General features: G+C 67.9%; 20 protein-coding genes and 3 pseudogenes. 11 read left to right on the top strand and 12 right to left on the bottom strand.

Annotated features, from left to right (window positions below; genetic code table 11):
• The first annotated feature begins 24 nt into the window (after positions 1–24).
• Positions 25–1,105 (top strand): annotated as a pseudogene (gene aroG, locus ACEI37_RS16185) (3-deoxy-7-phosphoheptulonate synthase AroG).
• Positions 1,106–1,148: 43 nt separating this feature from the next.
• Here the strand turns inward: aroG and ACEI37_RS16180 are convergent.
• From ACEI37_RS16180 to nosZ, 6 genes and pseudogenes are all read right to left on the bottom strand, one after another.
• Positions 1,149–1,694 carry a nitrous oxide reductase accessory protein NosL gene (locus tag ACEI37_RS16180; RefSeq protein WP_373378602.1) on the bottom strand — a complete coding sequence of 182 codons (546 nt, stop codon included), beginning with the start codon at positions 1,692–1,694 and terminating at the stop codon, positions 1,149–1,151.
• Positions 1,694–2,529, bottom strand: a pseudogene (locus tag ACEI37_RS16175) (ABC transporter permease). Before ACEI37_RS16175 ends, ACEI37_RS16180 begins: the two are co-directional and overlap by 1 nt.
• A gap of 10 nt (positions 2,530–2,539) precedes the next feature.
• Positions 2,540–3,481 carry an ABC transporter ATP-binding protein gene (locus tag ACEI37_RS16170; protein WP_373378601.1) on the bottom strand — a complete coding sequence of 314 codons (942 nt, stop codon included), beginning with the start codon at positions 3,479–3,481 and terminating at the stop codon, positions 2,540–2,542.
• Complete coding sequence (locus ACEI37_RS16165; RefSeq protein WP_373378600.1) at positions 3,456–4,742, bottom strand: nitrous oxide reductase family maturation protein NosD; 1,287 nt, start codon at positions 4,740–4,742, stop codon at positions 3,456–3,458. The genes ACEI37_RS16170 and ACEI37_RS16165 overlap by 26 nt, the downstream gene beginning before the upstream one ends.
• Positions 4,739–7,344: pseudogene (locus tag ACEI37_RS16160) on the bottom strand (4Fe-4S binding protein). Before ACEI37_RS16160 ends, ACEI37_RS16165 begins: the two are co-directional and overlap by 4 nt.
• A gap of 68 nt (positions 7,345–7,412) precedes the next feature.
• Positions 7,413–9,353, bottom strand: a complete 1,941-nt coding sequence (gene nosZ / locus ACEI37_RS16155; protein ID WP_373378599.1) for a TAT-dependent nitrous-oxide reductase — start codon at positions 9,351–9,353, stop codon at positions 7,413–7,415.
• A 369-nt stretch (positions 9,354–9,722) separates the two neighbouring features.
• Between nosZ and ACEI37_RS16150 the strand changes: the two genes are divergently transcribed.
• Complete coding sequence (locus ACEI37_RS16150; protein WP_373380270.1) at positions 9,723–10,673, top strand: FAD:protein FMN transferase; 951 nt, start codon at positions 9,723–9,725, stop codon at positions 10,671–10,673.
• Positions 10,674–10,752: 79 nt separating this feature from the next.
• Here ACEI37_RS16150 and ACEI37_RS16145 read toward each other — a convergent pair whose 3' ends face one another.
• Positions 10,753–11,151 carry a c-type cytochrome gene (locus ACEI37_RS16145; RefSeq protein ID WP_012352395.1) on the bottom strand — a complete coding sequence of 133 codons (399 nt, stop codon included), beginning with the start codon at positions 11,149–11,151 and terminating at the stop codon, positions 10,753–10,755.
• 9 nt (positions 11,152–11,160) lie between these two features.
• Entirely contained in the window at positions 11,161–11,508 is a 348-nt protein-coding gene (locus tag ACEI37_RS16140) for a cytochrome c (RefSeq protein WP_111519610.1), read from the bottom strand.
• A 541-nt stretch (positions 11,509–12,049) separates the two neighbouring features.
• Between ACEI37_RS16140 and ACEI37_RS16135 the strand changes: the two genes are divergently transcribed.
• The 3 genes from ACEI37_RS16135 to ACEI37_RS16125 are packed head-to-tail and all read left to right on the top strand — an operon-like array spanning position 12,050 to position 14,743.
• Entirely contained in the window at positions 12,050–12,931 is an 882-nt protein-coding gene (locus ACEI37_RS16135) for a MoxR family ATPase (protein WP_062797882.1), read from the top strand.
• Positions 12,932–12,944: 13 nt separating this feature from the next.
• Entirely contained in the window at positions 12,945–13,538 is a 594-nt protein-coding gene (locus tag ACEI37_RS16130) for a GNAT family N-acetyltransferase (protein ID WP_373379732.1), read from the top strand.
• A gap of 29 nt (positions 13,539–13,567) precedes the next feature.
• The gene (locus ACEI37_RS16125; RefSeq protein ID WP_373379731.1) at positions 13,568–14,743 is read left to right on the top strand and encodes a VWA domain-containing protein; all 1,176 of its coding nucleotides are present in this window, start codon (positions 13,568–13,570) and stop codon (positions 14,741–14,743) included.
• Positions 14,744–14,939: 196 nt separating this feature from the next.
• Here the strand turns inward: ACEI37_RS16125 and ACEI37_RS16120 are convergent, their stop codons facing one another.
• Positions 14,940–15,848: a LysR substrate-binding domain-containing protein gene (locus tag ACEI37_RS16120; RefSeq protein ID WP_373379730.1), complete on the bottom strand. Its 909-nt coding sequence runs from the start codon at positions 15,846–15,848 to the stop codon at positions 14,940–14,942.
• A gap of 130 nt (positions 15,849–15,978) precedes the next feature.
• Between ACEI37_RS16120 and ACEI37_RS16115 the strand changes: the two genes are divergently transcribed.
• From ACEI37_RS16115 to ACEI37_RS16105, 3 genes are all read left to right on the top strand, one after another.
• Entirely contained in the window at positions 15,979–16,965 is a 987-nt protein-coding gene (locus ACEI37_RS16115) for a tripartite tricarboxylate transporter substrate binding protein BugE (RefSeq protein ID WP_373379729.1), read from the top strand.
• A 14-nt stretch (positions 16,966–16,979) separates the two neighbouring features.
• On the top strand, positions 16,980–17,867 hold the full coding sequence (locus ACEI37_RS16110; RefSeq protein WP_373379728.1) for an N-formylglutamate amidohydrolase: 888 nt from the start codon (positions 16,980–16,982) through the stop codon (positions 17,865–17,867).
• A 249-nt stretch (positions 17,868–18,116) separates the two neighbouring features.
• Entirely contained in the window at positions 18,117–18,914 is a 798-nt protein-coding gene (locus ACEI37_RS16105; protein ID WP_373379727.1) for a BspC domain-containing protein, read from the top strand.
• A 196-nt stretch (positions 18,915–19,110) separates the two neighbouring features.
• On the opposite strand, the gene ACEI37_RS16100 is transcribed toward ACEI37_RS16105, so the two are convergent.
• Complete coding sequence (locus tag ACEI37_RS16100) at positions 19,111–20,244, bottom strand: M14-type cytosolic carboxypeptidase (RefSeq protein ID WP_373379726.1); 1,134 nt, start codon at positions 20,242–20,244, stop codon at positions 19,111–19,113.
• A 38-nt stretch (positions 20,245–20,282) separates the two neighbouring features.
• Positions 20,283–21,068 (bottom strand): peroxide stress protein YaaA, encoded by a 786-nt coding sequence (gene yaaA / locus ACEI37_RS16095; protein WP_373379725.1) that lies wholly within the window; start codon positions 21,066–21,068, stop codon positions 20,283–20,285.
• A gap of 49 nt (positions 21,069–21,117) precedes the next feature.
• Between yaaA and ACEI37_RS16090 the strand changes: the two genes are divergently transcribed.
• Together ACEI37_RS16090 and ACEI37_RS16085 are read left to right on the top strand one after the other, a co-directional pair.
• Complete coding sequence (locus tag ACEI37_RS16090) at positions 21,118–21,666, top strand: putative toxin-antitoxin system toxin component, PIN family (RefSeq protein ID WP_373379724.1); 549 nt, start codon at positions 21,118–21,120, stop codon at positions 21,664–21,666.
• 73 nt (positions 21,667–21,739) lie between these two features.
• Positions 21,740–22,912 carry a pyridoxal phosphate-dependent aminotransferase gene (locus tag ACEI37_RS16085; RefSeq protein WP_373379723.1) on the top strand — a complete coding sequence of 391 codons (1,173 nt, stop codon included), beginning with the start codon at positions 21,740–21,742 and terminating at the stop codon, positions 22,910–22,912.
• A 108-nt stretch (positions 22,913–23,020) separates the two neighbouring features.
• Here ACEI37_RS16085 and ACEI37_RS16080 read toward each other — a convergent pair whose 3' ends face one another.
• The gene (locus ACEI37_RS16080) at positions 23,021–23,662 is read right to left on the bottom strand and encodes a glutathione S-transferase (RefSeq protein WP_062797852.1); all 642 of its coding nucleotides are present in this window, start codon (positions 23,660–23,662) and stop codon (positions 23,021–23,023) included.
• 187 nt (positions 23,663–23,849) lie between these two features.
• On the opposite strand from ACEI37_RS16080, the gene ACEI37_RS16075 reads away from it, so the two are divergent.
• Positions 23,850–25,373 (top strand): 3-hydroxyacyl-CoA dehydrogenase, encoded by a 1,524-nt coding sequence (locus ACEI37_RS16075; RefSeq protein ID WP_373379722.1) that lies wholly within the window; start codon positions 23,850–23,852, stop codon positions 25,371–25,373.
• The last annotated feature ends 35 nt before the right edge of the window (positions 25,374–25,408 follow it).

Here is a 25,408-nt window from a genome sequence, read left to right as displayed (position 1 = left end):
CCTCACAAGAATCCTGGAGCCATCATGCTGAAGAACACCGACGACCTGCGCATCCGCGAACTCAAGGAGCTGCTGCCGCCCGCGCACCTGATCCGCGAGTTCGGCTGCTCCGAACAGGCTTCGGACGTGATCTATGGCGCGCGCCAGGCCATGCACCGCATCCTGCACGGCATGGATGACCGGCTGATCGTCATCATCGGCCCGTGCTCGATCCACGATACCCGTGCCGCGCTGGAATACGCCAAGCTGCTCAAGGTGCAGCGCGAGCGCTTCGCCGGCGAGCTCGAGGTGGTAATGCGGGTGTATTTCGAAAAGCCGCGCACCACGGTGGGCTGGAAGGGCCTGATCAACGACCCGCACATGGACGGCAGCTTCAAGATCAACGACGGCCTGCGCACCGCGCGCGAGCTGCTGCTGACCATCAGCGAAATGGGCGTGCCGACCGGCACCGAATACCTCGACATGATCAGCCCGCAGTACATCGCCGACCTGGTCAGCTGGGGCGCGATCGGCGCGCGCACCACCGAGTCGCAGGTGCACCGCGAGCTGGCGTCGGGACTGTCGTGCCCGGTCGGCTTCAAGAACGGCACCGACGGCAACGTCAAGATCGCGGTCGACGCGATCAAGGCCGCGTCGCAGCCGCACCACTTCCTGTCGGTGACCAAGGGCGGACACTCGGCGATCGTGTCGACCTCGGGCAACGAGGACTGCCACGTGATCCTGCGCGGCGGCAAGGCGCGCCAACTACGACGCCGCCAGCGTGCAGGAAGCGTGCGACGCCATCGCCAAGGCCGGGCTGGCCTCGCGCCTGATGATCGACGCCTCGCATGCCAACAGCAGCAAGAAGCATGAGAACCAGATCCCGGTGTGCGCCGAGATCGGCCGCCAGATTGCCGCCGGCGACCAGCGCATCATCGGCGTAATGGTCGAATCGCACCTGGTGGCCGGTCGCCAGGACCACGTCCAGGGCCAGCCGGTCGAGGAGCTGACCTACGGCCAGTCCGTCACCGATGCCTGCATCGGCTGGGACGAGTCGGTCAAGGTGCTCGAGGGCCTGGCCGAGTCGGTGCGCCAGCGCCGGCTGGTATCGGGCAGCGGCAACTGAAGCGGCAACTGAAGTCACGACGGCGGGCACCCAGCCCGCCGTGCTACATCCGGCTGTCGTGCATGGCGCCGCCGCTGAGGTCGGCCAGTTCCGGCGTCACCTCGGCGTAGCGCAGCAGTTTCCCGCCATGGCGGGCAGCGAAGGCAGCCGCATCGCTTTCCATCCTGAAGCTCGCCAGCGTCGGCCCCATCGCGCCGTGGCGGCGGCTGCCGGCGACGTAGAGGCCGGTGGTGGCGTCGAACCAGTGGCCGCGCGGCTGCTCCCAGTCGGCACGCGCCATGTCCTGCACGAACGCCGCGCGCACCGGCCGCAGCTGTTCCGGCCGCAGCAGCGCGTGGAACATTTCCACCGTATCGCAGAACCAGTGCGGGCGCCCTTCGCCCGCATAGAACACCTGCGCCTTGGGCCCGGCGTAATCGGCCAGCAGCATGCCGTCGAGCGCGCAGGCGGTGGCGGCGTCGAATTCCTGCGGCTGTGCCGGGTCTTCCGGCTTGCGGCCGCAGCCGGCGAGCAGGACGGCGCTGCCGGCAAGGGCCAGCAACAGGTGGCGGCGATGCCATGAGAACGGGGTACACAGCGTGGTACACATCAGCGGAAACTCCTGGCGGCAAGGCCCAGCGGCACGGCGATCCACGCAGCAGCGCCGCGCCGGTCGGCCACGGGCTGGCCAGCGCGGGCGGCACGATGCTGGCAACGCCCCCGGCGCTGCGCAGCTGGTCCAATGAAAAGGCATTGACGATGCGAAACAGGTCGGCGGGGTTGAGCAACAGCAGCCACGCGATCCAGTCGGTGGCGGCGTGCTGCGCGTCCGCGCCGCTGCCGGCGACCAGCATGCCGAGCAGCAGCAGGTCGAACACCAGCACGAAGAAGAACCACAGCCCGATCGCCAGACCCGACGCCTGCGCGCGGTCGCGGCTCAGCACCGACAGCCACAGCGCCAGGCTCAGGAACGCCAGCCCGAGCAGCACCGCGCTGGCGACGAAGCCGAGGGTGTGATACAGCCCCGCCCAGCCGAACTGTCGCGCCAGCAGCAGCGCTATCAGCGCAAAGCCGCCGGCCGTGGCCAGCACCAGCGCGGCGGCCAGGCCGAGGTACTTGCCCAGCAGCAGTTCGCCGCGCGTCAGCGGCAGCGACAGCAGCAGGTCCAGCGAGCCGCGCTCGCGCTCGCCCACCACGGCGTCGAAGCCCAGCAGCAGCGCGATCATCGGAACCAGGTAGATCACCAGGCTGGCCAGGCTGGTGATGACGAACTCCAGCGAGCGCGGGCCCAGCACGCCCTGCTCGGCGCCGCCGAAGTAGCCGATCGCCAGCGACAGCCCGGTGAATACCGCGGCCACCGCCAGCACCCAGCGATTGCGCATGCGGTCGCGGAATTCCCTGCCGGCCAGCGCGGCCACCTGCCGCGCGTCGAACCAGTCGCCCATGCTCATGCCCTCATCCCCTCATGCCGAGAAACAGGTCCTCGAGCGACGGCTCGTGGATCTGCAGGTCCAGCAGCCGGCCGGCGAGCGGCTGCAGCGCGGCCAGCACCGCCATCTTGGCGGCCGGCGCACAACGCACCGTCAGCGCGCCGGGCGGCGCAGCGTCGATTTGCAGCGCGGGCAGCGCGCGCAGCCGGCGCAGCGCCTCGTCGCGCGCGCCGGCCTCGACCCGCAGCACCAGCGTCAGCGGCAGGCCGGCCCGGGCGCGCAGCGCCGCGAGGCTGCCGGCGGCCTGCAGCCGGCCCGCGGACAGGATGGCAAAGCGGTCGATGCGCTGCTGCAGCTCGGCCAGGATGTGCGAGGTGATGACGATGGTGACGCCGCGCTCGCGCTGCGCGTTCAGCATGGCGTAGAAGTCGCGGATCGCGGCGGGGTCCAGGCCGTTGGTCGGCTCGTCCAGGAACAGCACGCGCGGGGTGCCCAGCAGCGCCTGTGCAAAGCCCAGCCGTTGGCGCATGCCCTTCGAATACTCGCGCACCGGACGAGCGGCCGCAGCGGACAGACCCACATGGCCGAGCATCGGCGCGCAGGCTTGCGCCTGCACGCCCTTCAGCCGCGCGAAGAAGCGCAGCGTCTCCAGGCCGCTCAGGTTGTCATGGAGCACCAGGTGTTCGGGCAGGTAGCCGATGCCGCGGCGTGCCGCACGGAATGCGCGGCTGCCCACATTGGCACCGGCCACGCGCAAGGTGCCGTGCGTCGGCGGCAACAGGCCCAGCATCATCCGGAACAGCGTGCTCTTGCCCGCGCCGTTATGGCCGATCAGCCCGAGCAGCTCGCCCTGCCCCACGCTCAGGCTGACATCGTCGACGGCGCGCAGCGCGCCGAAGTGCTTGCTGACGCCGGACAGCACGATGGCATCCATGGCCGGTTCAGCGGCTGGCGTCGGCCGGCTCATGCCATTGCCTCCAGTTGGCGCCGGCCGGCCGCATGCGGGGATATTCGTCGACCACTCCCGGCGCACGGATTACCGGAAACTGGTGCCCGGCCAGCCGCAGCGCTTGCAGCGCCGGGCTGCCCAGCAGCAGCGCCACGCCCGGATAGCGCCAGCTGAGCCGGTCGACCACGTCATTGGCCCGGTACGGGATATCGCCCACGCCGTCGGCATCACGGTCCCAGCCCAGGTAGTTGCTCCAGTAATTGCCTTGCGCGCGCTCGGACGCGTCGCGTCCGCCCCAGGCCTCGTCGCGCGCGCCGACATAGCGCACCGGCTCGCGGTTACCGATAAAGTCATTGCCCTGCACCACGTTGCGCGTCGATCCTGCCGACAGGTGCACGCCGATGGCGTTGCCGAGCACCAGGTTGCCGCGCAGCTGCGCATACTCGACATCGTAGATAAAGAAGCCGCGCTGGTTGTGCGCGACCACGTTGCCTTCGATCACCGAGTCCTGCAGCGTGCGCAGCATGATGCCGTGGTCGGCATTGGTCCAGGTGCGGTTGTTGCGCACCACCTGGTCGCGCACTTCCATCAGCGCCAGTCCGCCGCGGTTGCGGTAGCTGTCGTTGTTCTCCCACAGGTTGTGGTACGAGTTCATGTAATGGGTGCCGTAGCGGCTATGGTGCAGCCGGTTGCCGCGAAACACGGCGTGGTGCGAGACGTCGACGTAGAGCGCGTCGCGCACGAAGCTGATGTGGTTGCCGAGGATGCGCGCGCCGCGCGTGTTGTAGAGCTGCACGCCGTTGCCGCGCTGCGCCGAGTTGTAGTCACGCTTGCCGGTGATGGTGTTGGCCTCGACGCGGACCTCGTCGGCCTTTTCGATCCACAGGCCGAACAGGTTGTAGGTCAGCTCGCAGTGCCGCACCACGGCACGGTGTGCGCCGGGCTGGATGTAGATGCCGGCGTTCTGGGCCTTCAGGCTGTCGCCGGAGTCACGCACGATCAGTCCCTCGACCGTCACGTCGGGCGCGGCGATGCGCAGCGTATCGCCACGCAGCGCGCCGCTGAGCGTGGGCCGCGCGATGCCGCGCAGCACCAGCGGCCTGGAGATGGTGAAGTTGCCGGTGTAGTGGCCGCGCGCGATCTCGATGGTGTCGCCGGCAGCAGCGGCATCGATCGCCGCCTGCAGGGACTGGCCGGGCTGCACGCGCCAGGTCGCTGCCTGCACGCAGCCTGGCTCGCACGCAAGCCATAGGAAGGCGATCCCGAACAGCAGCTTCATGCGGCCAGCATCCCCATCGCCTTCAGCGCCAGGAACAGCACGGCACCGACCAGCAGGTTCTTGAAGCCGACATAGCTGAGCATGTCCATCACGGTGGCGCGACGATAGCGGCCGCGCCACCACGGGCCATCCTTGACATAGCGTTTTGCCGACAGGCGGATCAGCACCTCGTAGAGGCTCCAGCCCAGCCACCAGCCGATCACCGCGCCGGCGCGCAGTTGTCCGCTGGCCGCCAGCGCCCACGCCGCGGTCGCCGCCAGCGCGACCGCCAACCCTGCCAGCTGCAAAGCAGCGGCGGAGCGCCAGCCCTGCCCGCTCCAGGGCCACAGGTGGTCCCACAGCTCGGCGAAGCAGCGCGCGGCGCCCGTGGCGGCGGCGTAGGGCGGCGTCACGGGATCGGTGGGCATGCGCGGATCGGGGCCCGACGGCTGTGCCGCAGCGGCCGTCACCGGCACCAGCGGAATGAAATACCCGTCGCGCCCCACCGGCGTCAGCGCAGCCCGTCGCGCTCGCGCCGCTTGCGCTCGCGCGCCAGCGGCGGGCAGCCGTGCGTATCGGTGTAGAGCACCATGCAGTCGAGGCAATGGAGGCACTCGCGCTGGTCGATGCGGCCATCGGCATCGATCGCCTGCGCGCCGCACCCCGCCGCGCATGCCTTGCAGCGGTTGCAGTCGGGCTTGCGCTGCAGCCCGAACCAGCGGAACGTGCTCGGCATTGCCAGTGCCGCGCCGAGCGGGCACAGGTACTTGCAGTAGGGCCGTTCGATGAACAGCGACAACGCCAGCAGCGCGCAGGCGAACAGCCCGTAGGGCCACGCGCGGTTCGCGATGCCGACCAGGAAGGTGGTCTTGAACGGCTCGATCTCCGCCAGCCGCTCGGCCAGCCCCATCGAGAACACCGACACCGCCAGCAACCCGAAGAACACGCCGTACTTGACCCACTTGAGCCGGTCGTGCCAGCGCCGCGGCAACTGCCGCTGCCATCGTTTCAGCCCCAGAAATCGGCCGAGCTTGTAGAGCGCCTCGGACAGCGAGCCGAACGGGCACAGCCAGCCGCAGAACAGCCCGCGCCCGAACAGCAGCACGGTGGCGATGATGAAGATCCAGAAGCTGAAGATAAAGGGATCGCTCAGGAACAAGGCCCAGTCCCAGCGCAGCAGCAGCGCATGGAACCACGTCAGCACCTGCGTCACCGAAGGCTGCGCCATCGCGCCAAACCCGACGAAGACGATGCTGATGGCCCAGCCCGTGTACTTGAACGCGTTGACCGGCCACTTGTGCTGGTGGCTGGCACGCCGCGTCAGGCGGTCGCGCAGCGCGTAGACCAGCGTGACCGCGCCCAGCAGCGCCACGAACAGCGCGATGGCGCCGGCCTGCCGGCGCCAGACCTTGCGCCACGGCGCCTGGGGTACGTCGATCTGGGGGCGGCTGCCCTGCAGCAGCGCCGCCGGCAGCCAGTACGGCGCGTCGAAGCTGGCAAAGCTGCGCGTGCCGGTGGCGCGGTCGACCCGGTTGCCCAGGAACGACAGCTTCCACGGATACGCCGCCGAAAAGGCCGGCGAGCGGATCACGAAGATCGCCGACTCGGTCGGCGCCGGCGCGCCCGGCGCGGCCACGCCATAGAGGTTCAGGTAGTCGAGGTCGCGGAAGGTGAACGCGTCCGCGTCCTGGCGCACCTGCACCCGGTCGTAGATGCCGCCGCGCACGAAGCCGGAGCCCTTGAACGACTCCGTGCCGCCGGTGCGGATCACGAAGATGGCATGTTCGCCCGGCCGCAGCTGCGCGCGCAGGCCCTGCCAGCCGGCATCGCCCAGCACGCTGCGCGCGATATCGGGATGGTTGAGATCGCCGAACCACAGCTCGATAAACGGCCCGCCGCCGCCCGGCAGGCCGACCTGCGCGGGCTGCACCAGCAGGCGCTGCACCGCGCCCATCGCCACCAGCTGCGGCCAGCTGTATTGCGTGCCGCTTTCAACGAAGCGCGCCGGCGCGCGCTGTGTCGGCGCCAGGATGCCGACCTGCCGCGCCACCACCGCACCTGCCGTGGTCAGCACGTGGTTCTGCGCGATCACCGTCACCGTGGCGCCCGAAATCGCGTCGACCCCGACCACGCCTTCGTCGGGTCGCGACTGCCCCACTTCGATCTTGTCGGCGACCGACTTGCCGACATACTGCCGGTTGAAATCGAGCAGCGCCGATTCCGGGATGCCCAGCAACAGGATCGGCTCCGAATGCTTCAGCACCTTGACGCCGGCATAGCGGCCCTGCGTGTCCATGCCGATCAGCGTCACCACCGGCTTGCCCGAATACGCCGGGGTATCGGTGATGTCGGTGGACAGCATGACGTAGCCGAGCAGCTCGCGCTTGCCGCCGGGGCCGGTGCGATAGCCCTCGACATAGGGCGGCTGGCCCATGCGCGCCGAAAAATGCGTGGCGCCGGGCAGCACTTGCGCGCACGGCACCAGCGCGCACAAGTCGGCAGCGGTTGCCAGTTGTGGCGGCAGCTCGGCCTCATAGGCGCCCGCGTGCGCCAGCCCGACCAGGCCAAGCGAGAGCAGCCACGCGGCGAGGGCCGCGACGAATCCTTTGAAGATTGCGTGCATCATGAAAAGCAGCAGGCGTAGCGCCGCACGCGGCCGATGCGCCGCGCGCCACGCTACGCCAGGCCGGCTCAGGCCTCGACGATCATGCGGCTGCGCATCTCGAGATGCAGCGCGTGGCAGAAGTGGGTGCAATAGCACCAGAACACGCCGGGCTTGTCGGCGACGAAGGTCACCGACGCCGTCTCCTGCGGATTGACGATGAAGTTGATGTTGTACTTCGGGATGGCGAAGCCGTGGGTCAGGTCCTCGATCTTGTCGAGGTTGGTCAGGATCAGCGTGACCTCGTCGCCCCGTTTCAGCTGGATCTCGCGCAGGCTGAATACCGGCGCCTGCGAGGTGAGCTTCACCGTCACCTTGCGGCCGTTGCGGAACACGCCCGATTGCTGCGCATCCTTGATTGCCAGCGGGAAATCGTCGAGCGCGTAGACCTGCTTGGGCCGCAGCAGCTCGCGCCGGAAGATGATGAAATCGTGCGGCTCGCTGTGCACGGGGTGGTCCGCCAGCAGCACCATCTTGTCGCCGGAGATGTCGATCAGCTGTTCGTTCTCGGCATGCAGCGGACCCACCGGCAGGAAGCGGTCCTTGGAGAACTTGCAGCCCACCGCCAGCAATTTGCCGTCGGCGGCGATGGTCTCGGATTGCGAGGCATTGAGGTGGCCGGGCTGGTATTGCACGTCGAGCCGGTCGACCACGTATTTGGCGCTCTTGTCGCCCCGGTGGAAGCGGATCGCCGCGTCGATGTTCCACTTGACCACCTGGCTGTCCAGAAACAGCGTGGTGTAGGCATTGCCGCGGCCGTCGAAGGCGGTATGCAGCGGCCCCAGGCCCAATTCAACTTCCGCGACGATGGCATCGTCCAGCCTGGCCAGCTTGCCGTCGAACCAGTCGAGCACCCTGGCCAGTTCGATCACCGTGCCGGTCGGCGACAGCTTGCCGGCGCAGATGAAGTACTTCTGGTCGGGGCTGGCGTTGACGCCGTGCGGGTTCTTGGGCACCGAGACATAGGCGGTCAGTGCCGTGGCCGGGTCCTGGTTGGCGGCATGCGTGCCGTCGACCACCGGCACCCTGGAATCGCCGATGGTCCTGAACTTGCCGGCCTTCACCGCTTCTTCGATGCGAGCAATGTTGAAGAACAGGCAGGCATCGCGCTCGGCCGACATCATGTCCTCGAAGCGCACGCCCATTTCCACGTTGTACTGGTTGGTCGCGGCCAGCTTGCCGTCGTACGAGGTCGCCACCAGGTCGCAGTTGCCATCGATCAGCACCTGCCAGCGCACCGCCATCGATTCGGCGTCGACGCAGGTGAACAGCGAGCGGTACTTGCTGCCGTCCTCGGTCGGCGTATTGGGCAGCGGCACGCCGAATTCGGCGCCGCAGAACACGCGCGTGGTGTAGTTGATGCTGGCGTCGACGGGATCGCGCTTGTCCGGGAAGATGCCGTGGAAGCCCTGCACGTTGGGCAGCTCGGTGATCTTGTCGCAGATGAAGTAGTCGAGCCGGATGCGCGCCAGCCGGGCATTGATCTTGTCGTTGATCCAGGCATAGCGGCCGTCGTAGTTGCCGTCCTTGTACGAGGCATGCACGTGATGGGTATCGCCGACCGTGTACTGCACGCTGCCGTCGGCGCGCGTGCCCATCACGCGCTTCGACTCATTGGTGATCCCCCACCCCGTCAGCGCGTCCGGCACGAAGCATGGAATGCGGTGCAGCTCGCGCCCGGACGGCAAGCCCAGCACGCGCATGTCGCCGGCATGGCCGCCGCTCCACAGCCCGTAATAGGTGTCCAGTTCGCCGGGCTTCAGGTGCACCGTGGTAGCGGTGTTGCCGGCATGGCCGGCGTGGGCACCGGTGCCGCTGGCCGGCGTGGTCGCGACCGGCGCGCCGCCGTTGTCGGTGCACGCCGCCACACCGGCTAGGCCGGCGAGCGCCGCGGTATTGATGAAGCGCCGCCGTCCGGGCGCTGCCGGTGCATCGTGGAGTGGCAGGGGATGCTGCGTATGCCTGGTCATCTTCGTTCCTCGAACCGTCATGGCAAAGGCGGAGTCCGCTCCGCCGGCTTGCTGCTTGATTTGACTTGTAGTGGCTTGCTGCTGCCGGCTACAGATGGTCGAAGCAGTTGGCGCGATCGAGGTTGATGATCGTCATGGTTCTCTTGAATATTCATTATCGATGCATGTTTTTCTCCGACGGCGCGGACAGAATGTCGGCACGGCAAGGCTCACCGCCGCTTTCGCGATCGATACCACCTCGTCATGCGCTTCAAGACCCTACTGCCAGCACAGCCTTCCCTCCCCCACTTCGACCACGTTGCCCCCATCGACCGCCGGCGCCGCGCCCTCGTCCGCGGCGCCGCGAGCGTGCCGCTGCTCGCCACCGCGATGTTCGTGCGGCCGGCGCTGGCCGATCCCTCTGTCACGCGTGCATCGCGCCGATTGCTGGGCACGCGCGTCGACATCGTCGTGCAGGACAACTGCCACGGCGCGGTGCAGGCCGCCATCGCCGCGGCCTTTGCCGAGATGGCGCGGCTGGAGCAGTTGATGAGCCGCTATCGCCCCGACAGCCAGGTCAACGCGCTGCAGCGCGCGGCGGGCCGCCACCCGGTGCACATGGCGCCGGAAATGATGACTGTGCTGCAGGCCGCCGCGGCGGTTTCGGCACGATCCCGCGGCGCCTTCGATATCACCGTCGGCGCCTTCGCCGGCTGGCGCTTCGGCGCGGATGGCAACCGCTTGCCCGACGCCGCCGAACTGGCGCGCGAGCGCCTGCTGGTGGACTACCGGCAAGTGCGGCTCGACGCCCGGCGCGGCACGGCCATGCTGGCCCGCCCCGGCATGCGGCTGGACCTCGGCGGCATCGCCAAGCTGCCCATCCTCGATGCGGGCATGCAGGTGCTGCGGCGCCACGGGCTGGCCAATGCGATGATCAACGGCGGCGGCGATGTGCTGGCCATGGGCCAGTTGCAGGGGCGCGACTGGCGCATCGGCCTGCGCGATCCGCTCGCGCCGGCGCGGCTGCAAGGCGTGCTGCAGGTGAGCGACGCCGTGGTGGCATCGTCGGGCGACTACGAGCGCTGCTTTGTCGCCGGCGGCCGGCGCTATCACCATGTGCTCGATCCCGCCACCGGCCTGCCGTCGGCCGGGCCGCACGGGGTCACGCTGGTGGCCCCGACCGTGGCCGCGCTCAACGGGCTGGGGGCCGCGCTGATGGTGGCAGGCCAGGCGGCCTGGGCACGGCTGGCCGGCGGCAGCGCCGGCATCGATGGGCTGATCGTGGGCGATGGCGGCCGGTGGATGTCCGCCGGCATGGCGCAAAGGCTGCGGCAAATCTGAGCGCCCGCGCCGCGGACGAAAAAAAAGCCGCTTCCAGCGAAGCGGCTTCCTTGCCTGCAGGCGGCCTGGCCGCCGGCGCTTACTTCTTCAGCACCAGGTCGCCCGGCAGCGACTCGATGTAGGCGGCCATGTCCTTCAGTTCCTTGCGCGTGAACGGGCGCGGCTTGCCGTCCTTGTCGGTGACCGCCGGATTGGCGTTGACCTGGCCGGCCATGATCGCGTTGGAACGGCCCACCAGCGCATTGCCCGACACCTGGTAGGACATCAGCGCGTGATACAGGTAGTCGGCATGCTGGCCGGCCAGCTTGGGGTAGTCGGGCGAGATCGGCTTGTTCATGCCGGCGCCATGGCAGGCCACGCAGTTGCCCTTTTCGACCAGGGTCTTGCCGTTGGCAAGGTCAGCGGCCGAGGCCGGCATGGCGGCAGCACCCAGCACGAGTGCGCCGAGCGCGAACGAAAGCGTCTTGAGCGTCTTCATGTGGGTCTCTTACTTGAGGGAATTGTTCTGCGTGCCAGCGTTCTGCTGCGAGTAGTAAGCCGCCACGTTGGCGATGTCCTGCTCGGTCAGCGTCGCGGCGATGCTGCGCATGGTGGGGTGCTTGCGCTCGCCCTTCTGGTAGGCCTTCAGCGCGTTCTCGATGTACTTGGCGCTCTGGCCGCCCAGCAGCGGCACTTCATAGATCTCGGGGAAGGACGCACGGTAGCCCGGAATGCCGTGGCACCCGATGCACATTGCAACCTTGTCCTTGGCAGCGTCTCCATTGCCCTTGACTTCCTGTGCCTGCGCGGCCGTTGCAGCCGCGCCCAGCACCACCATCGTGAGGAGCTTTTTCATTGTCTTTGCGGATTGGAAGTTAAACCGTGTGACCTGCCCTGCCGGGCGGAGACGGTTTCAGAATGCTTCTGCGGGGCAACCAGGGCAGCCAGTCGGTTGGCCGGGGTGCAACCCGCCAGAGATGTCGCATCCGGTCGGTTTGCCGGGGAGTGGAACACCATTCTGGAACCACCTCGCGCAATCGCCGCGACCCGGAAGGGCCGCTGGGACTTCTGAACGCGGACTGCCGGATACTGGAGAACTGGACGTGGGGGCGCGTCAAACCGCCGCATTGTACCGCAGCCGGCACCTGCCAGTCCAGCCAGCGACCGGCGCCGGCGGAACCCTGTCGGCACGCCCCAACACGAACCGCAAAGGTCTTTTATACTGGCCCATCCCGGGAATCCGCACGACCGTTCGCGGACGCTCCGCCAGCGGCACGCGGGCGCCCGCCACGGACCCTGTATTCCATAACGAAAGCGCGCATCACAGCGCGAAGAGACCGCGCCCAGCACGCCAATCCGGCCCTCGCCCGCGAGCGGCCGCCACCTCAGGTTGCCTCATGTCAAACACCGCCAACGCCCAAGCCTCATCCCAGCCGGTCCGCTTCGAAGGCAGCGACCAGTACGTTGCCACCGATGACCTCAAGCTCGCCGTCAATGCCGCGCGCACGCTGCAGCGCCCGCTGCTGATCAAGGGCGAGCCCGGGACCGGCAAGACCATGCTGGCCGAGGAAGTCGCCGCCGCGCTGGGCATGCCGCTGCTGCAATGGCATATCAAGTCGACCACCAAGGCGCAGCAGGGCCTGTACGAGTACGACGCCGTGTCGCGCCTGCGCGATTCGCAGCTAGGCGACGACCGCGTCCACGACATCCGCAATTACATCGTCAAGGGCGTGCTGTGGCAGGCCTTCGAGGCCGATGAGCAAGTCGTGCTGCTGATCGACGAGATCGACAAGGCCGACATCGAATTCCCCAACGACCTGCTGCGCGAACTCGACCGCATGGAGTTCTATGTCTACGAGACCCGCGAGCTGGTCAAGGCGAAACACCGTCCGCTGGTGATCATCACCTCGAACAACGAGAAGGAACTGCCCGACGCCTTCCTGCGCCGCTGCTTCTTCCACTACATCAAGTTCCCCGATGCCGAGACGATGCAGCAGATCGTCGACGTGCACTACCCCGGCATCAAGCGCGAGCTGGTTGCCGCCGCGCTGGAATCGTTCTACGAGATGCGCAACCTGCCGGGGCTGAAGAAGAAGCCATCGACGTCCGAGCTGATCGACTGGCTCAAGCTGCTGATGGCCGAGGACATCCCGCCCGAGGCGCTGAAGAGCCCGGACAAGAAGGCCGCGATCCCGCCGCTGCACGGCGCGCTGCTGAAGAACGAGCAGGACGTGCACCTGTTCGAGCGCCTGGTGTTCATGAACCGCGCCAACCGCTGAGCCACTGCGCGCCATGACTACGTTCGTCAAACCCGTCACGCTGGTGGGCCGGCACGTCACGCTGGAGCCGCTGCGCGCCGAGCACGCCGAGGGGCTGCGCGCCGCCTGCGCCGACGGCGAGCTGTGGAAGCTGTGGTACACCAGCGTGCCAGCGCCGGAGCGCATGGAAGCCGAAATCGCGCGGCGGCTAGCGCTGCAGGAACAGGGCTCGATGCTGCCGTTCGCGGTGCGCGACGCGGCCGGCGAGCTGGCCGGCATGACCACCTACATGAATATCGACGCGAACAACCGGCGCGTCGAGATCGGCTCGACCTGGTATGCGCGCCGGGTCCAGCGCACGCCGCTGAACACCGAGTGCAAGCTGATGCTGCTGGGCCATGCCTTCGACCATCTCGACTGCATTGCGGTGGAGTTCCGCACGCACTGGATGAACCAGCAAAGCCGCGCCGCCATCGCCCGCCTGGGCGCCCGGCAGGACGGCGTGCTGCGCAACCACATGCGCATGCCGGACGGCTCCCTGCGTGACACCGTGGTGTTCTCGATCATCGCCAGCGAATGGCCGGCGGTGCGGCAACACCTGCAATTCCAGCTCCAGCGGCCGCGCTGACGCGCCGCGCCGACTGAAAGCGAGGCACCATGCTGATCGATTTCTTCTTCTCGCTGCGCCACGCCAAGCTGCCGGTGTCGGTCAAGGAATACCTGACCATGCTGGAAGCGCTCAAGGCGCAGGTCATCACGCCCTCCATCGACGAGTTCTACTACCTGTCGCGGATGACGCTGGTGAAGGACGAGAAGCACTTCGACAAGTTCGACCAGACCTTCGCCGCCTACTTCAAGGGCGTGGAGAGCCTGGTCGACTGGAAGTCCGACATCCCGCTCGACTGGCTGCAGAAGACGCTCGAGCGCGAGCTGTCGCCAGAGGAAAAGGCGAAGATCGAGGCCATGGGCGGACTCGACAAGCTGATGGAGCGCCTCAAGCAATTGCTCGAGGAGCAGAAGGAAAAGCACGAAGGCGGCAACAAGTGGATCGGCACCGGCGGCACCTCGCCGTTCGGCCACGGCGGCTACAACCCCGAGGGCATCCGCATCGGCGGCCCGTCCAAGGGCAACCGCACCGCGATCAAGGTGTGGGAGGCGCGCAGCTACAAGGACTATGACGACCAGGTCGAACTTGGGACGCGCAATATCAAGGTCGCGCTGCGCCGGCTGCGCCGCTTCGCGCGCGAAGGCGCCGACACCGAGCTGGACCTCGACGACACCATCCACTCCACCGCGGCCAACGCCGGCCTGCTCGACATCAAGCTGCGGCCCGAGCGTCACAACAAGGTCAAGGTGCTGATGCTGATGGACGTGGGCGGCTCGATGGACGACCACATCAAGCGCGTCGAGGAACTGTTCTCGGCCACCAAGACCGAGTTCAAGCACCTCGAGTACTACTACTTCCACAACTGCCTGTACGACTACGTGTGGAAAAACAACCGCCGCCGCCATGCCGAGAAGCTGGCGACGTGGGACCTGCTGCACAAGTACACGCCCGACTACAAGATCATCTTCGTCGGCGACGCCACCATGAGCCCGTACGAGATCCTGCAGCCGGGCGGGTCGGTCGAGTACAACAACGCCGAGGCCGGCGCGGTGTGGCTGAACCGCATGACCGAGCAGTTCCCGCACTTCGTCTGGCTCAACCCCGAACCCGAAGGACTGTGGCAGTACCGGCAGTCGATCACGGTGATCAACCAGCTGATGAAGGGACGGATGTACCCGGTCACGCTGGCAGGGCTGGAACAGGCGATGAAGGTGTTGTCGAAGTAAGGACTTGAAACGCGCGCCGCAGCCGACGCCGCGCGCACAGGCTCCCCTCGCCCGCTTGCGGGAGAGGGGTGGGGGAGAGGGCCGGAGTACCCACGAAGTAAGGCGTGTCAGCCTTGCACGCGCCTGCCCTCTCCCCCGGCCCCTCTCCCGCGCGCGGGAGAGGGGAGCAAACCACCGGCATGCTGAAACCTCTGACTCACTCAGGCCGCGCCAGGTCCGCCCCCTCCATCACCCACGCCCGGAACGTGCGCAGCGCCGGCAGGTGCTGCTTCTGCTCCGGATAGCACAGGTAATAGCCCTTCTTGGCCAGCACCTGCGCGGGATGCGCCACCACCAGCGCGCCGCTGGCCAGTTCTGCCTCGATCAGGCAGCGCGGGATCAGCGCGATGCCCAGTCCCGACAGCGCCGCCTGCGTCAGCAGCGAAAACTGGTCGAAGCGCGCCCCGCTCCAGGCATCGCGCGTGGGCAGGCCGAGCGTGGCGAACCAGTCGGGCCAGGCCTCGGGCACGGTGGTGTGGTGCAGCAGCGGGTAGCGCAGCAATGCCGCCGGCGTCGGCGCGACGCCATCGGGCTCGGACGCGAGCAGGCCCGGCCGGCATACCGGCAGGACCTCGCGGCCGGTCATGTAATCGGCCAGGCTGCCGGGCCAGACGCCATCGCCGAAGCGGATCGCGGCATCGAGGTCCGGCTCGGAAAAATCGTAGCCCTGCGCATGCGGCACGAATTCCAGCGTCACCTCCGGATGGCGCGCGAAGAACTGAGGCAGGCGCGGGATCAGCCACTTGGCGCCCAGCGTCGGCATGCTGGCGATATGCAGCACGCCGCCCCGCCCCTGCCCCGCCATCAACTCCACCGTGGCGGCTTCCAGCTCGTTCAGGCTGGGCGCGATGCGCTCGAGGTAGCGCTCGCCCGCGCGGGTCAGCACCAGCCGCTGGCGCACCCGCTGGAACAGCTCGACCCCGAGGTAGGCCTCGAGGCTGCGCACCTGCTTGCTGACCGCGCCCTGCGTGACATGCAGCTCGCGGGCGGCTACGGTAAAGCTGTTGTGGCGCGCCGCCGCCTCGAAGGCGTGCAACTCGGTCAGCGACGGACATAGGCGTCGCATAAATCACCTCTACTTCACGACCAAATGGAATGAGCTTGGGATTTTATTTCGTTTGCGAGGGTCCTGCTTGCACGAGCAAAATCGTGAAAACGCCTTTGTCTCTTCCTTGATACCTTTCGCCACCAAGATCATGCAACGTCGCCACCTTCTCCGCGTCCTGGCCGCCACCTCGGCCGCCCTCGCCACCGGCCTGTCGTTCAGCGCCGCCGCCCAGTCCGGCTACCCGACCAAGCCGATCACGCTGGTGGTGCCGTTCCCGGCCGGCGGCACCACCGATATCGTCGCGCGCATCGTCGCCGACAAGCTTGGCCAGCAACTGGGCCAGGCGGTGGTGGTCGACAACCGCGGCGGCGCCGGCGGCAGCATCGGCACCACCTTCCTGTCCAAGGCCGCGCCGGACGGCTATACGCTGGGCATCGCCACGGCCTCGACCCATGGCATCAACCCGGCGGTGTACCCGCGCCTGTCCTACGATGCCACCAAGGACTTCACTACCATCACCAACCTGGCCTCGGTGCCGAACGTGATGAGCATCCACCCGTCGGTCAAGGCCACCGACATGAAGGCCTTCATCGCGCTGGCGCAGTCCCAGCCCGGCAAGCTGGCCTATGGCTCGGCCGGTAACGGCAGCGTCTCGCACATGATGGGCGAACTGTTCAAGCTGAGCAGCAAGACCGAATTGCTGCACGTGCCGTACAAGGGCGTGGGCCCGGCGCTGAACGACGCGCTGGCCGGCCAGGTGCAGGTGCTGTTCGACAACCTGCCGTCGTCGCTGCCGTTTATCGAGGGCGGCAAGCTGCGCGCGCTCGCGGTGGCGGCACCCAAGCGCGTGGCCGCGCTGCCCAATGTGCCGACCTTTGCCGAGCTCGGCCTCGGCGAAGTCAACGACGCCGCCTGGTTCGGACTGATCGCGCCGGCCAACCTGCCGGCCGAGCTGCAGAACAAGCTGCATGCCGCCGCGGTCAAGGTGCTGGCACTGCCGGAAGTCAAGGCCAAGCTGGAGAAGCTCGGCGCCACGCCGGTGGGCGACACCCCGGCGCACTTTGCCGCGCAGATCAAGACCGAAGTGGCCAAGAACAAGCGCGTGGCCGCCGCTGCCAAGATCTCGCTCGACTGAACGCACCGCACACCATGACCGACACCGACCGAACCATCGCGGACAGTCCGTTCTGCCTGTACCAGCCCGAGGGCGAGCCCGCGGCGCTGTTCCTGGACTCGCCGCACAGCGCGACGACGTACCCCACGGACTTCCGCCCCGATCCCGCGCTGCCGCTGGCGCTGCTGCGCCAGGCCGAGGACACCTTCGTCGACGAGCTCTACGCCGGCGCCCCGGCACGCGGCATCCCGCTGCTGTGCGCGGGCTTTCCGCGCAGCTACCTCGACGCCAACCGCGCGCTCGAGGAAATCGACGAAGCCCTGCTCGACGCGCCGTGGCCCGGCGCCCGGCAGGAAACCGCCAAGACCCGGCTGGGCAAGGGCCTGGTCTGGCGCGTGCTGGACACCGGCGAAGCCATCTACGACCGCAAGCTGAGCGTGGCCGAGGTGCAGGCGCGCATCGAACGCTGCTACCTGCCCTACTACGCGCAGCTGCAGAAGCTGGCCGAGCGTGCCGTCGCCAGCCATGGCAGCGCCTGGCATATCAACTGCCACTCGATGCCCAGCCACGCCGCGCCGTTCGCGACCGAATTCCCCGGACTGGAGCATCCGGATTTCGTCGTGGGCGACCGCGACGGCACCACCTGCGACAAGCGCTTCACCGACCGGGTCGAGGGGCTGCTCAAGGAGATGGGCTACGAGGTCTGGCGCAACCACCCGTACAAGGGCGTCGAGATCGTGCGCGTGGTCGGACAGCCGCAGGCCGGTCGCCACAGCCTGCAGCTGGAGGTCAACCGCAAGCTCTACATGGATGAAGCGGGCCTGACGCATACCGCCGGCTTTGCCAAGCTGCGGCACGACCTGAACAGCCTGCTCGACGAACTGCTGCGCTTTACGCGCGCGATGCCGTCGCGCGTGGCGTGACCCCCCTGCGGTCCCCGGCCCGGCTGTGCCGCCGGGGTCCGCTTCGGAAACTGCGAGCCCGCGCCGGGATCACTTCGCGCGGGCGGTAGCGTGTCCGCCAGGCTTTAGAAGAATGGGTAACAAGATTTAGGAACTTTGGCAGATGGGTTTCCTCTATCATGGCAATCCTTTGCGAACCCATCCTGGCTGCCGGCCCCTGGCGCCGGCAGGCAATCCCAGGCAAGCACACACGCTCACAACGCTAACACCGTGATCCGACGAATCTCCGCAATGCTCGGCAGCCGGCTGCGCATGGTGGCCGCCGCCGTAGCCGGTGCGATCGCGCTGGCAGGCTGCGCCAACCTGCCGGACGAGGCCGCCGGCACCGGCGCCAGCCCGGCGCCGTCCCCTGCAACCGCCGCACCGGCCCCGGCACCAGCCCGCCCCGCCGCTCCCCCCGCCCCGGCAGCTTCCGCTTCGCCTCCCACCAAGACCATCAACCTGCCCGACCGCGGCCGCGTCAGCCTGTCCGAGTACCGCGCGCGCATGCGCGAGCAGCTGATGAAGACCGAGAACGCCAGCAGCGACGTGGCCGACTGCGCCGCGCACGCCAGCTGGGTGGTGCCGCGCTCGGCCACCTACGATGCGCTGAAGATCCCCACCGGCGCGCTCGCCGCGGGACAGGCCACCACCGAACCCTGGAGCGGGCGTTTCTCGCCGGGCAAGCAGGCCGTGCCGGTCAGCTCGGTGGTCACCTTCGCCGCCACCGCGCACAAGCGCAAGGGCAGCGACGACTGGCAGCCGGTGAAGGTGCGCTGCGGCTATGACGACGGCATGATGCTGGCGTACGAGCTGCTCGACAGCAGCGGCGCCACCATCAGCGAGCCGGCCGCCGCGCCGGCGGTACCCACCGCCACGCGCACGTCGGCCAGCAAGAGCCGCAAGAGCGCGAAGGGCAAGAGCACGGCGTCGAAGTCGAGCAAGGCTTCGGCATCGAAGTCGGTGAAGTCGGGCTCTGCCAAGTCGACGTCGGCCAAGGCGAGCAGCAAGAGCAAGAAGAAGCAGTAGGCGCAGCAAGACAGCGCACGCCGATGTGGGCGCTGGCTGGCTCCCCTCTCCCGCTTGCGGGAGAGGGGCTGGGGGAGAGGGCAGGCGCACGGCAAGCACGATGACGCTTCACTCCGTGGAAGCTCCGGCCCTCTCCCCCGCCCCTCTCCCATAAATGGGAGAGGGGAGACAACAACTAGCGTGCGGACGCCTCGGCTCAGCCCAGGTAATCCAATATCGCCTGCAGCATGGCCGTTCCCAGCAGCGCGCTGCGCGCGCCATTCCATCCGACCGCCGGATCCGGCATATCGGCGTTGTCCTTGAACGGCATCTCCAGCGTCAGCGCCAGGCAGCCGAAGGTATGGCCGATGTACTTCGACGCCAGCTTGAGCGCGTCGGCGTTGTACTTGCTGGCCGCGTAGCCATGCACGTCCTGGAAATCCGGCGAGGCTCGCTTGAAGGCCTCGATAAAGCGCTGCTGCTCGCGCCGGCGCGCTTCGGTGAAGCCGGGCAGCATCTCGCTGCCAGCGACGAAGTTGTACGGCAGGCCCTCGTCGCCATGGATATCGAAGAACATGTCGCAGCCGCTGGCCTCGATCGCGCGGCGCACGTGGTAGACCTCGGGGCTGGACTCCGGGCTCGGCGCCATCCACTCGCGGTTCAGGTTGGCGCCCGCGGCGTTGGTGCGCAGGTTGCCGCGCGCCGAGCCGTCGGGGTTCATGTTCGGCACGATATGGAACACCGCGCGCTCGAGCAGCTTGCGCGCGACCGGGTCGCCCGCCCACATGCCGGTGCCGGTCAGCCGCTGCAGCACGCCTTCGACAAACCACTCGGCCATGCTTTCGCCCGGGTGCTGGCGCGCGATCATCCAGATGGTCGACTTGCCGGGACCGGGCGCGCCGATGGTGACGCGCGTCATGTCGCGGCCGTCGACGGTGCTGCCCAGGTGCGACAGCCGCGCCAGCGGCGAGCGCTGGCAGCTTGCCAGCAACGACAGGTGGCGCTCATCCGGGTACGGCTCGAAATACGCTAACCAGAGGCTGTCGTGCTCGGGCGTGACCTCCACCGTCATCACCTGGCCGTCGAAGCGCGTCGGCACGCGGAACCAGTAGGCGCGGTCGTACGACGCCACCGCGCGGTAGTCGCGCCAGCCGTCCGGATAGGTGCAGTCGCCCGCGTTCAGGAAATGCATGCGGCAGGCCTGCCCGGCCGCGCCCTGCAAACGGAAGTGGAACCACTGGCGGAAGTCGGCGTGCGAATCGGCACGGATGCGCAGGCGGATATCGTCGGCGCGGTCGAGCGCCTCGACCTCGATGGCACCGGAATCGAAATGCGAAGAGATATGCAGCATGGCTGACGGTCTCGTGGCGATGGGTTGAGGACCCGTGGTCAGTCTTCGAGGCGACGGCGGAACACCCAGCGGGTCGCGTCCGAGGCCGCCTTGTCGAAGGCATAGCCGTCCTCGGCGAAGCGCTTGAGCTTCTCCGGCTCGGTTACGCGGTGCGTCACGGCGTAGCGCGCCATGGCGCCGCGCGCCCGCTTGGCGTGGAACGAAATGATCTTGTAGCGGCCGCCCTTCCAGTCCTCGAACACCGGCGTGACGATGCGCGCCTGCAGCACCTTGGGCCGCACCACCTTGAAATACTCTTCCGAGGCCAGGTTGACCAGCACCGGCGCGCCCTCCTGCTTGAGCGCGGCCATGTCGGCGTTGAGCAGCTGCGTGACGTCGTCGCCCCAGAACGCGTACAGATCCTTGCCGGCGGCATTGTCCAGGCGCGTGCCCATTTCGAGCCGGTACGGCTGCATCCAGTCCAGCGGGCGCAGCACGCCGTACAGGCCGGACAGGATGCGCAGGTGCTTCTGCGCAAAGCCAAGGTCATCGGTCGACAGCGACTTCGCGTCGAGGCCGTCGTAGACATCGCCGTTGAAGGCCAGCACCGCCTGCTTGCTGTTGGCCGCGGTGAAGCTCGGCGACCAGTCGGCGTAGCGGGTCACGTTGAGCACCGCGAGCTTGTCGGAGATATCCATCAGCGCGCCCACGTCCTGCGGCGCGAGCCGGCGCAGGCGTTCGATCAGCGCGGCGGAACGGTCGATGAAGCGCGGCAGCGTGTGGGTCTTGATGCGGGCGGGAGTCTCGTAGTCCAGCGACTTGGCGGGAGACAAAACGATGAGCATGGCAAAATCGCGGCAGTAGCCAAGGACAAACAAGCCCAGATTGTAGCGAATGCGCCTCGACACCACCGCAACCATCCCGCCCGCCGGCAGTGCCGGGGACGCCGGCCGCCCCGCCGGCATCACATCCGCGCCGCGCGTGGTGCTGGACTCCAATATCTGGGTGGACCTGCTGGTCTTCCAGGACCCGCACGTCGAGCCGATCCGCGCCGCGCTGGAAGCCGGCACCATCGCCCCGGTGATCCGCGCCGACTGCCGCGAGGAACTGCGCCGGGTGCTGGCCTATCCGCAATTTGCCCGTTTTGAAGTCGATATCGGCGCCGCGCTCGCGACCGTCGACCGCCTCGCCAGCCTGGAGGCGGCGCCGCCGCAGGCCGACTGCGACGCGCTGCGCCTGCCGCGTTGCAAGGACACCGACGACCAGAAGTTCGTCGAGCTGGCTCACTTTGCCGGCGCCGCCTGCCTGGTATCGAAGGACAAGGCGGTACTCAAGCTGCGCACCCGCCTGCGCCGCAGCAGCGGCGTGGAAGTGATGACGCCGCCGGCGTTCGGCGCCTGGCTGGCCGCGCTGGACCCGTCCCCGGTCGCCGATCCGCTTTAGAATGGCGGCTCGCGGCGCCGCCCTGCGCCGCCGCACGCCTGCCTACCGTTCCCACTGCATTGACTCGCGCTCTATGTCCGCAGACACCACGCTCGCCCCACTGACGCCGCCGCCGTCGCGCCTGCCCAACGTCGGCACCACCATCTTCACCGTGATGTCGGCGCTCGCCGCCGAAAAGAACGCGGTCAACCTGGGCCAGGGCTTCCCCGACTTCGACTGCGACCCGAGCATCGTCGATGCCGTGGCCGGTGCCATGCGCGCCGGCCATAACCAGTACCCGCCGATGGCGGGCGTGCCGCGCCTGCGCCAGGCCATCGCCGCCAAGATCGCCAGCCTGTATGGCCACCAGTACAGCTGGGACAGCGAGATCACCGTCACCGCCGGCGCCACCCAGGGCATCCTGACCGCGATCCTGTGCGCGGTGCATCCGGGCGACGAGGTCATCGTGCTGGAGCCGTGCTACGACAGCTACCTGCCCGCGATCGAACTGGCCGGCGCCACCGCCGTGCCGGTCGCGCTGGAAGCGCCCGCGTTCCGCGTGCCCTTCGACAAGCTCGCCGCCGCGATCACGCCGCGCACGCGCATGATCCTCGTCAACACGCCGCACAACCCCACCGGCACGATCTGGCGCGCCAGCGACATGGACCAGCTGGCGCAGATCCTGGCCGGCACCGACATCCTGCTGCTGTCGGACGAGGTCTACGAGCATATGGTCTACGATGGCCAGCCGCATGAATCGGTGTCGCGCCATCCAGAGCTGGCGCGCCGCAGCTTCGTGATCTCGAGCTTCGGCAAGACCTATCACGTGACCGGCTGGAAGGTCGGCTACGTCGCCGCGCCCGCCGCGCTGATGGCCGAGTTCCGCAAGGTGCACCAGTTCAACGTGTTCACGGTGAATACGCCTGTGCAGCACGGCCTGGCCGACTACATGGCTGATCCGGCGCCCTACCTGCAGCTGTCGGCGTTCTACCAGGCCAAGCGCGATTTCTTCCGCGCCGGGCTGGCGAGCTCGCGCTTCAAGCTGCTGCCGTCGGACGGCACCTATTTCCAGTGCGTCGATTATTCCGCGATCTCGGACCTGAGCGAGGCCGACTTCGCCATGTGGCTGACGCGCGAAATCGGCGTCGCCGCGATACCGGTCTCGGCCTTCTACTCGCAGCCGCGCGAATCGGGCGTGGTGCGGTTCTGCTTTGCGAAGAAGGAAGAGACGCTGGCGCTGGCGCTGGAGCGGTTGGGGAAGCTCTAAGCAGAATCGTAAACGCCCGCAAATTGCGGGCGTTCTTGCATGTGGGAGCGGTTTGCTCGCCTCTCCCGCTTGCGAGAGAGGGAGCATACAAGCGGCAAGCCGAACCGCTTACTTCCTCCGGCTCATCATCAGCTCGGTATTCGCCTTGCGGTCCGCATTGACCTTCTGCACCGACTCGCGCTGCGACAGCGTCTTCAGGTAGTCCTTGACCGGCAGGTCCGCCAGCATGTCGGTGCCGTAGATGATCTTGGTGCACGACGACACCAGCGGCAGGTGCACCGCGGCAGCGCAATCGGCCAGCGTGAAGCGGTCGCCGGCGATATACGGCGAGAACTTCGCCAGGCTGGCGAAGGCGGGGATATAGCGGCTCAGCAGCTTGTGCTGGCGCTCCTTGACGCCGTCGCTGACCTTGCCGCCGAAGAAGGCCTCCGGGTACAGCTCGCGCGCCGTCAGCTCAAGGTAGAGCTCCAGGAACACGATGATCTCGCGCACCTTGGCGGCCTGGTACGGGTCAGCCGGCAGCAGCGGCGTCTGCGGGTAGGCCGCTTCCACGTATTCGGCGATGGCCTCGGACTCGCACAGCGGGCCGGATTCGGTGATGATGTAGGGCACCTTGCCCGCGGGCGTGGCCGCCGGGTCGGTCTCGCCGATCCAGGCCAGCACCTCTTCGAACGGCACGTTCTTTTCCAGCAGCGCCAGCTTCACTTTGTTGTAGTAGTTGCTGGCGGCAAATCCGCAGAGCTTCAGCATGTCGTCTGTCTCCGTTATGGGATGGGTCCCCGCATCGAATCGCGTGGAACGGGGGATTGTGGACCATCCGGCGTCTGCAGTGAACCGGCTGGCCGATCAGCGCACGCCGCCTGCCCCGCCGGTCTGTCGCGGAAGGTGCAAAAAACGTACGATCGTGCTAATTTAACCACAACTTTTGGGACAAATGATGAGCACTTTCACCATCGATACGCTGGGTATCGTCGGCACCGGCGCCATGGGCCGCGGCATCGCACAAATCGCCGCGCAGGCAGGCCTGACCGTCAACCTGTACGACGCCAACCCGCAGGCGGTGGAAGCCGCGCGCAAGTACCTGCAGGACACGCTGGCCAAGCTCGCCGACAAGGGCAAGATCAGCACCGCCGACGCCGAAGCTACGCTGGCCCGCGTCAAGCCGTGCGGTGCGCTCGAAGACCTGGCTGCCTGCGACATGGTGCTGGAAGCCATCGTCGAGAAGCTGGAAGTCAAGCGCGACCTGATCGCCAAACTGGAAGCGATCGTGCGCGAGGACGCCATCATCGCCTCGAACACGTCGTCGCTGTCGATCACCGCGATTGCTGTCGGCGCGAAGCACCCCGGCCGCATCGCCGGCTATCACTTCTTCAACCCGGTGCCGCTGATGAAGGTGGTCGAGGTCATCGACGGCCTGTCGGGCAACCCGGCGGTGGGCGACGCGCTGATGGCGCTGTCGCGCCGCATGGGCCATACGCCGGTGCGCTGCAAGGACATGCCGGGCTTTATCGTCAACCATGCCGGCCGCGGCATGAATATCGAAGGCCTGAAGGTCGCGCAGGAAGGCGTGGCCGAGTTCGCCGACATCGACAACATCATGCGCGAGCAGGCCGGCTTCCGCATGGGGCCGTTCGAGCTGATGGACCTGACCGGGCTGGACGTGTCGCACCCGGTGATGGAATCGATCTACAACCAGTTCTACCAGGAGCCGCGCTACCGTCCGTCGCCGATCACCGCGATCCGCGCGGTCGGCGGGCTGATCGGGCGCAAGGCCGGCACGGGCTTCTATGCCTACGCCGATGGCCAGAAGCAGGTGCCGGCCGCGGCCGCGGTGCCAAGCGCGCGCCCGTCGAGCGTGTGGGTCAGCCACGCCAGCGAGCGCGGCCATGCCATGGTGACCAAGCTGCTGGGCGCGCTCGGCGTGACCCCGGAAGGCGGCAACCAGCCTTCGGCCGAGGCACTGATCATCGTCACGCCGCTGGGGCTGGACGCCACCACCAGCGCGCTGCAGCAGGGCCTGGACCCGGCCCGCACCGTCGCCATCGACACGCTGCTGCCGTTCGAGGCCACCAGGCGCCGCACGCTGATGACCACCCCCGCCACCAGCGCCGCCGCGCGCGACGCCGCGCACGGCCTGTTTGCCGGCGACGGCGTACCGGTCACGGTGATTCGCGACTCGGCCGGCTTTGTCGCCCAGCGCGTGCTCTGCTGCATCATCAACATTGCCAGCGATATCGCGCAGCAGCGCATCGCCACGCCATCGGACATCGACCTCGCTGTGAACCTCGGCCTCGGCTATCCGAAGGGACCGCTGGCGCTCGGCGACGCGGTCGGTCCGCAGCTGGTGCTGGAGACGCTGCGCAACATGGAAGCGCTGACCGGCGACATGCGCTACCGCCCCAGCCCGTGGCTGTGGCGCCGTGCCGGCCTGGGCCTGTCGCTGCTGGCCGAAGGGCAGTAAGCCCCCGGCCGTTGCCGCTACCCGCCCCACCGAGC

Origin of the sequence: Cupriavidus nantongensis, assembly GCF_041726985.1 — a bacterium.
Lineage (GTDB): Bacteria > Pseudomonadota > Gammaproteobacteria > Burkholderiales > Burkholderiaceae > Cupriavidus > Cupriavidus nantongensis_A.
The sequence above is the reverse complement of the archived record's forward strand: the minus strand, read 5'-3'. Positions and strand labels throughout refer to the sequence as shown.

Excerpts from the sequence above, each read along its gene's own strand:
- ACEI37_RS16180 (WP_373378602.1), bottom strand. The coding sequence starts at position 1,694 with ATGTGTACCACGCTGTGTACCCCGTTCTCATGGCATCGCCGCCACCTG.
- ACEI37_RS16170 (WP_373378601.1), bottom strand. The coding sequence starts at position 3,481 with ATGAGCCGGCCGACGCCAGCCGCTGAACCGGCCATGGATGCCATCGTG.
- ACEI37_RS16165 (WP_373378600.1), bottom strand. The coding sequence starts at position 4,742 with ATGAAGCTGCTGTTCGGGATCGCCTTCCTATGGCTTGCGTGCGAGCCA.
- nosZ (WP_373378599.1), bottom strand. The coding sequence starts at position 9,353 with ATGACCAGGCATACGCAGCATCCCCTGCCACTCCACGATGCACCGGCA.
- ACEI37_RS16150 (WP_373380270.1), top strand. The coding sequence starts at position 9,723 with ATGTTCGTGCGGCCGGCGCTGGCCGATCCCTCTGTCACGCGTGCATCG.
- ACEI37_RS16145 (WP_012352395.1), bottom strand. The coding sequence starts at position 11,151 with ATGAAGACGCTCAAGACGCTTTCGTTCGCGCTCGGCGCACTCGTGCTG.
- ACEI37_RS16140 (WP_111519610.1), bottom strand. The coding sequence starts at position 11,508 with ATGAAAAAGCTCCTCACGATGGTGGTGCTGGGCGCGGCTGCAACGGCC.
- ACEI37_RS16135 (WP_062797882.1), top strand. The coding sequence starts at position 12,050 with ATGTCAAACACCGCCAACGCCCAAGCCTCATCCCAGCCGGTCCGCTTC.
- ACEI37_RS16130 (WP_373379732.1), top strand. The coding sequence starts at position 12,945 with ATGACTACGTTCGTCAAACCCGTCACGCTGGTGGGCCGGCACGTCACG.
- ACEI37_RS16125 (WP_373379731.1), top strand. The coding sequence starts at position 13,568 with ATGCTGATCGATTTCTTCTTCTCGCTGCGCCACGCCAAGCTGCCGGTG.
- ACEI37_RS16120 (WP_373379730.1), bottom strand. The coding sequence starts at position 15,848 with ATGCGACGCCTATGTCCGTCGCTGACCGAGTTGCACGCCTTCGAGGCG.
- ACEI37_RS16115 (WP_373379729.1), top strand. The coding sequence starts at position 15,979 with ATGCAACGTCGCCACCTTCTCCGCGTCCTGGCCGCCACCTCGGCCGCC.
- ACEI37_RS16110 (WP_373379728.1), top strand. The coding sequence starts at position 16,980 with ATGACCGACACCGACCGAACCATCGCGGACAGTCCGTTCTGCCTGTAC.
- ACEI37_RS16100 (WP_373379726.1), bottom strand. The coding sequence starts at position 20,244 with ATGCTGCATATCTCTTCGCATTTCGATTCCGGTGCCATCGAGGTCGAG.
- yaaA (WP_373379725.1), bottom strand. The coding sequence starts at position 21,068 with ATGCTCATCGTTTTGTCTCCCGCCAAGTCGCTGGACTACGAGACTCCC.
- ACEI37_RS16090 (WP_373379724.1), top strand. The coding sequence starts at position 21,118 with ATGCGCCTCGACACCACCGCAACCATCCCGCCCGCCGGCAGTGCCGGG.
- ACEI37_RS16085 (WP_373379723.1), top strand. The coding sequence starts at position 21,740 with ATGTCCGCAGACACCACGCTCGCCCCACTGACGCCGCCGCCGTCGCGC.
- ACEI37_RS16080 (WP_062797852.1), bottom strand. The coding sequence starts at position 23,662 with ATGCTGAAGCTCTGCGGATTTGCCGCCAGCAACTACTACAACAAAGTG.
- ACEI37_RS16075 (WP_373379722.1), top strand. The coding sequence starts at position 23,850 with ATGAGCACTTTCACCATCGATACGCTGGGTATCGTCGGCACCGGCGCC.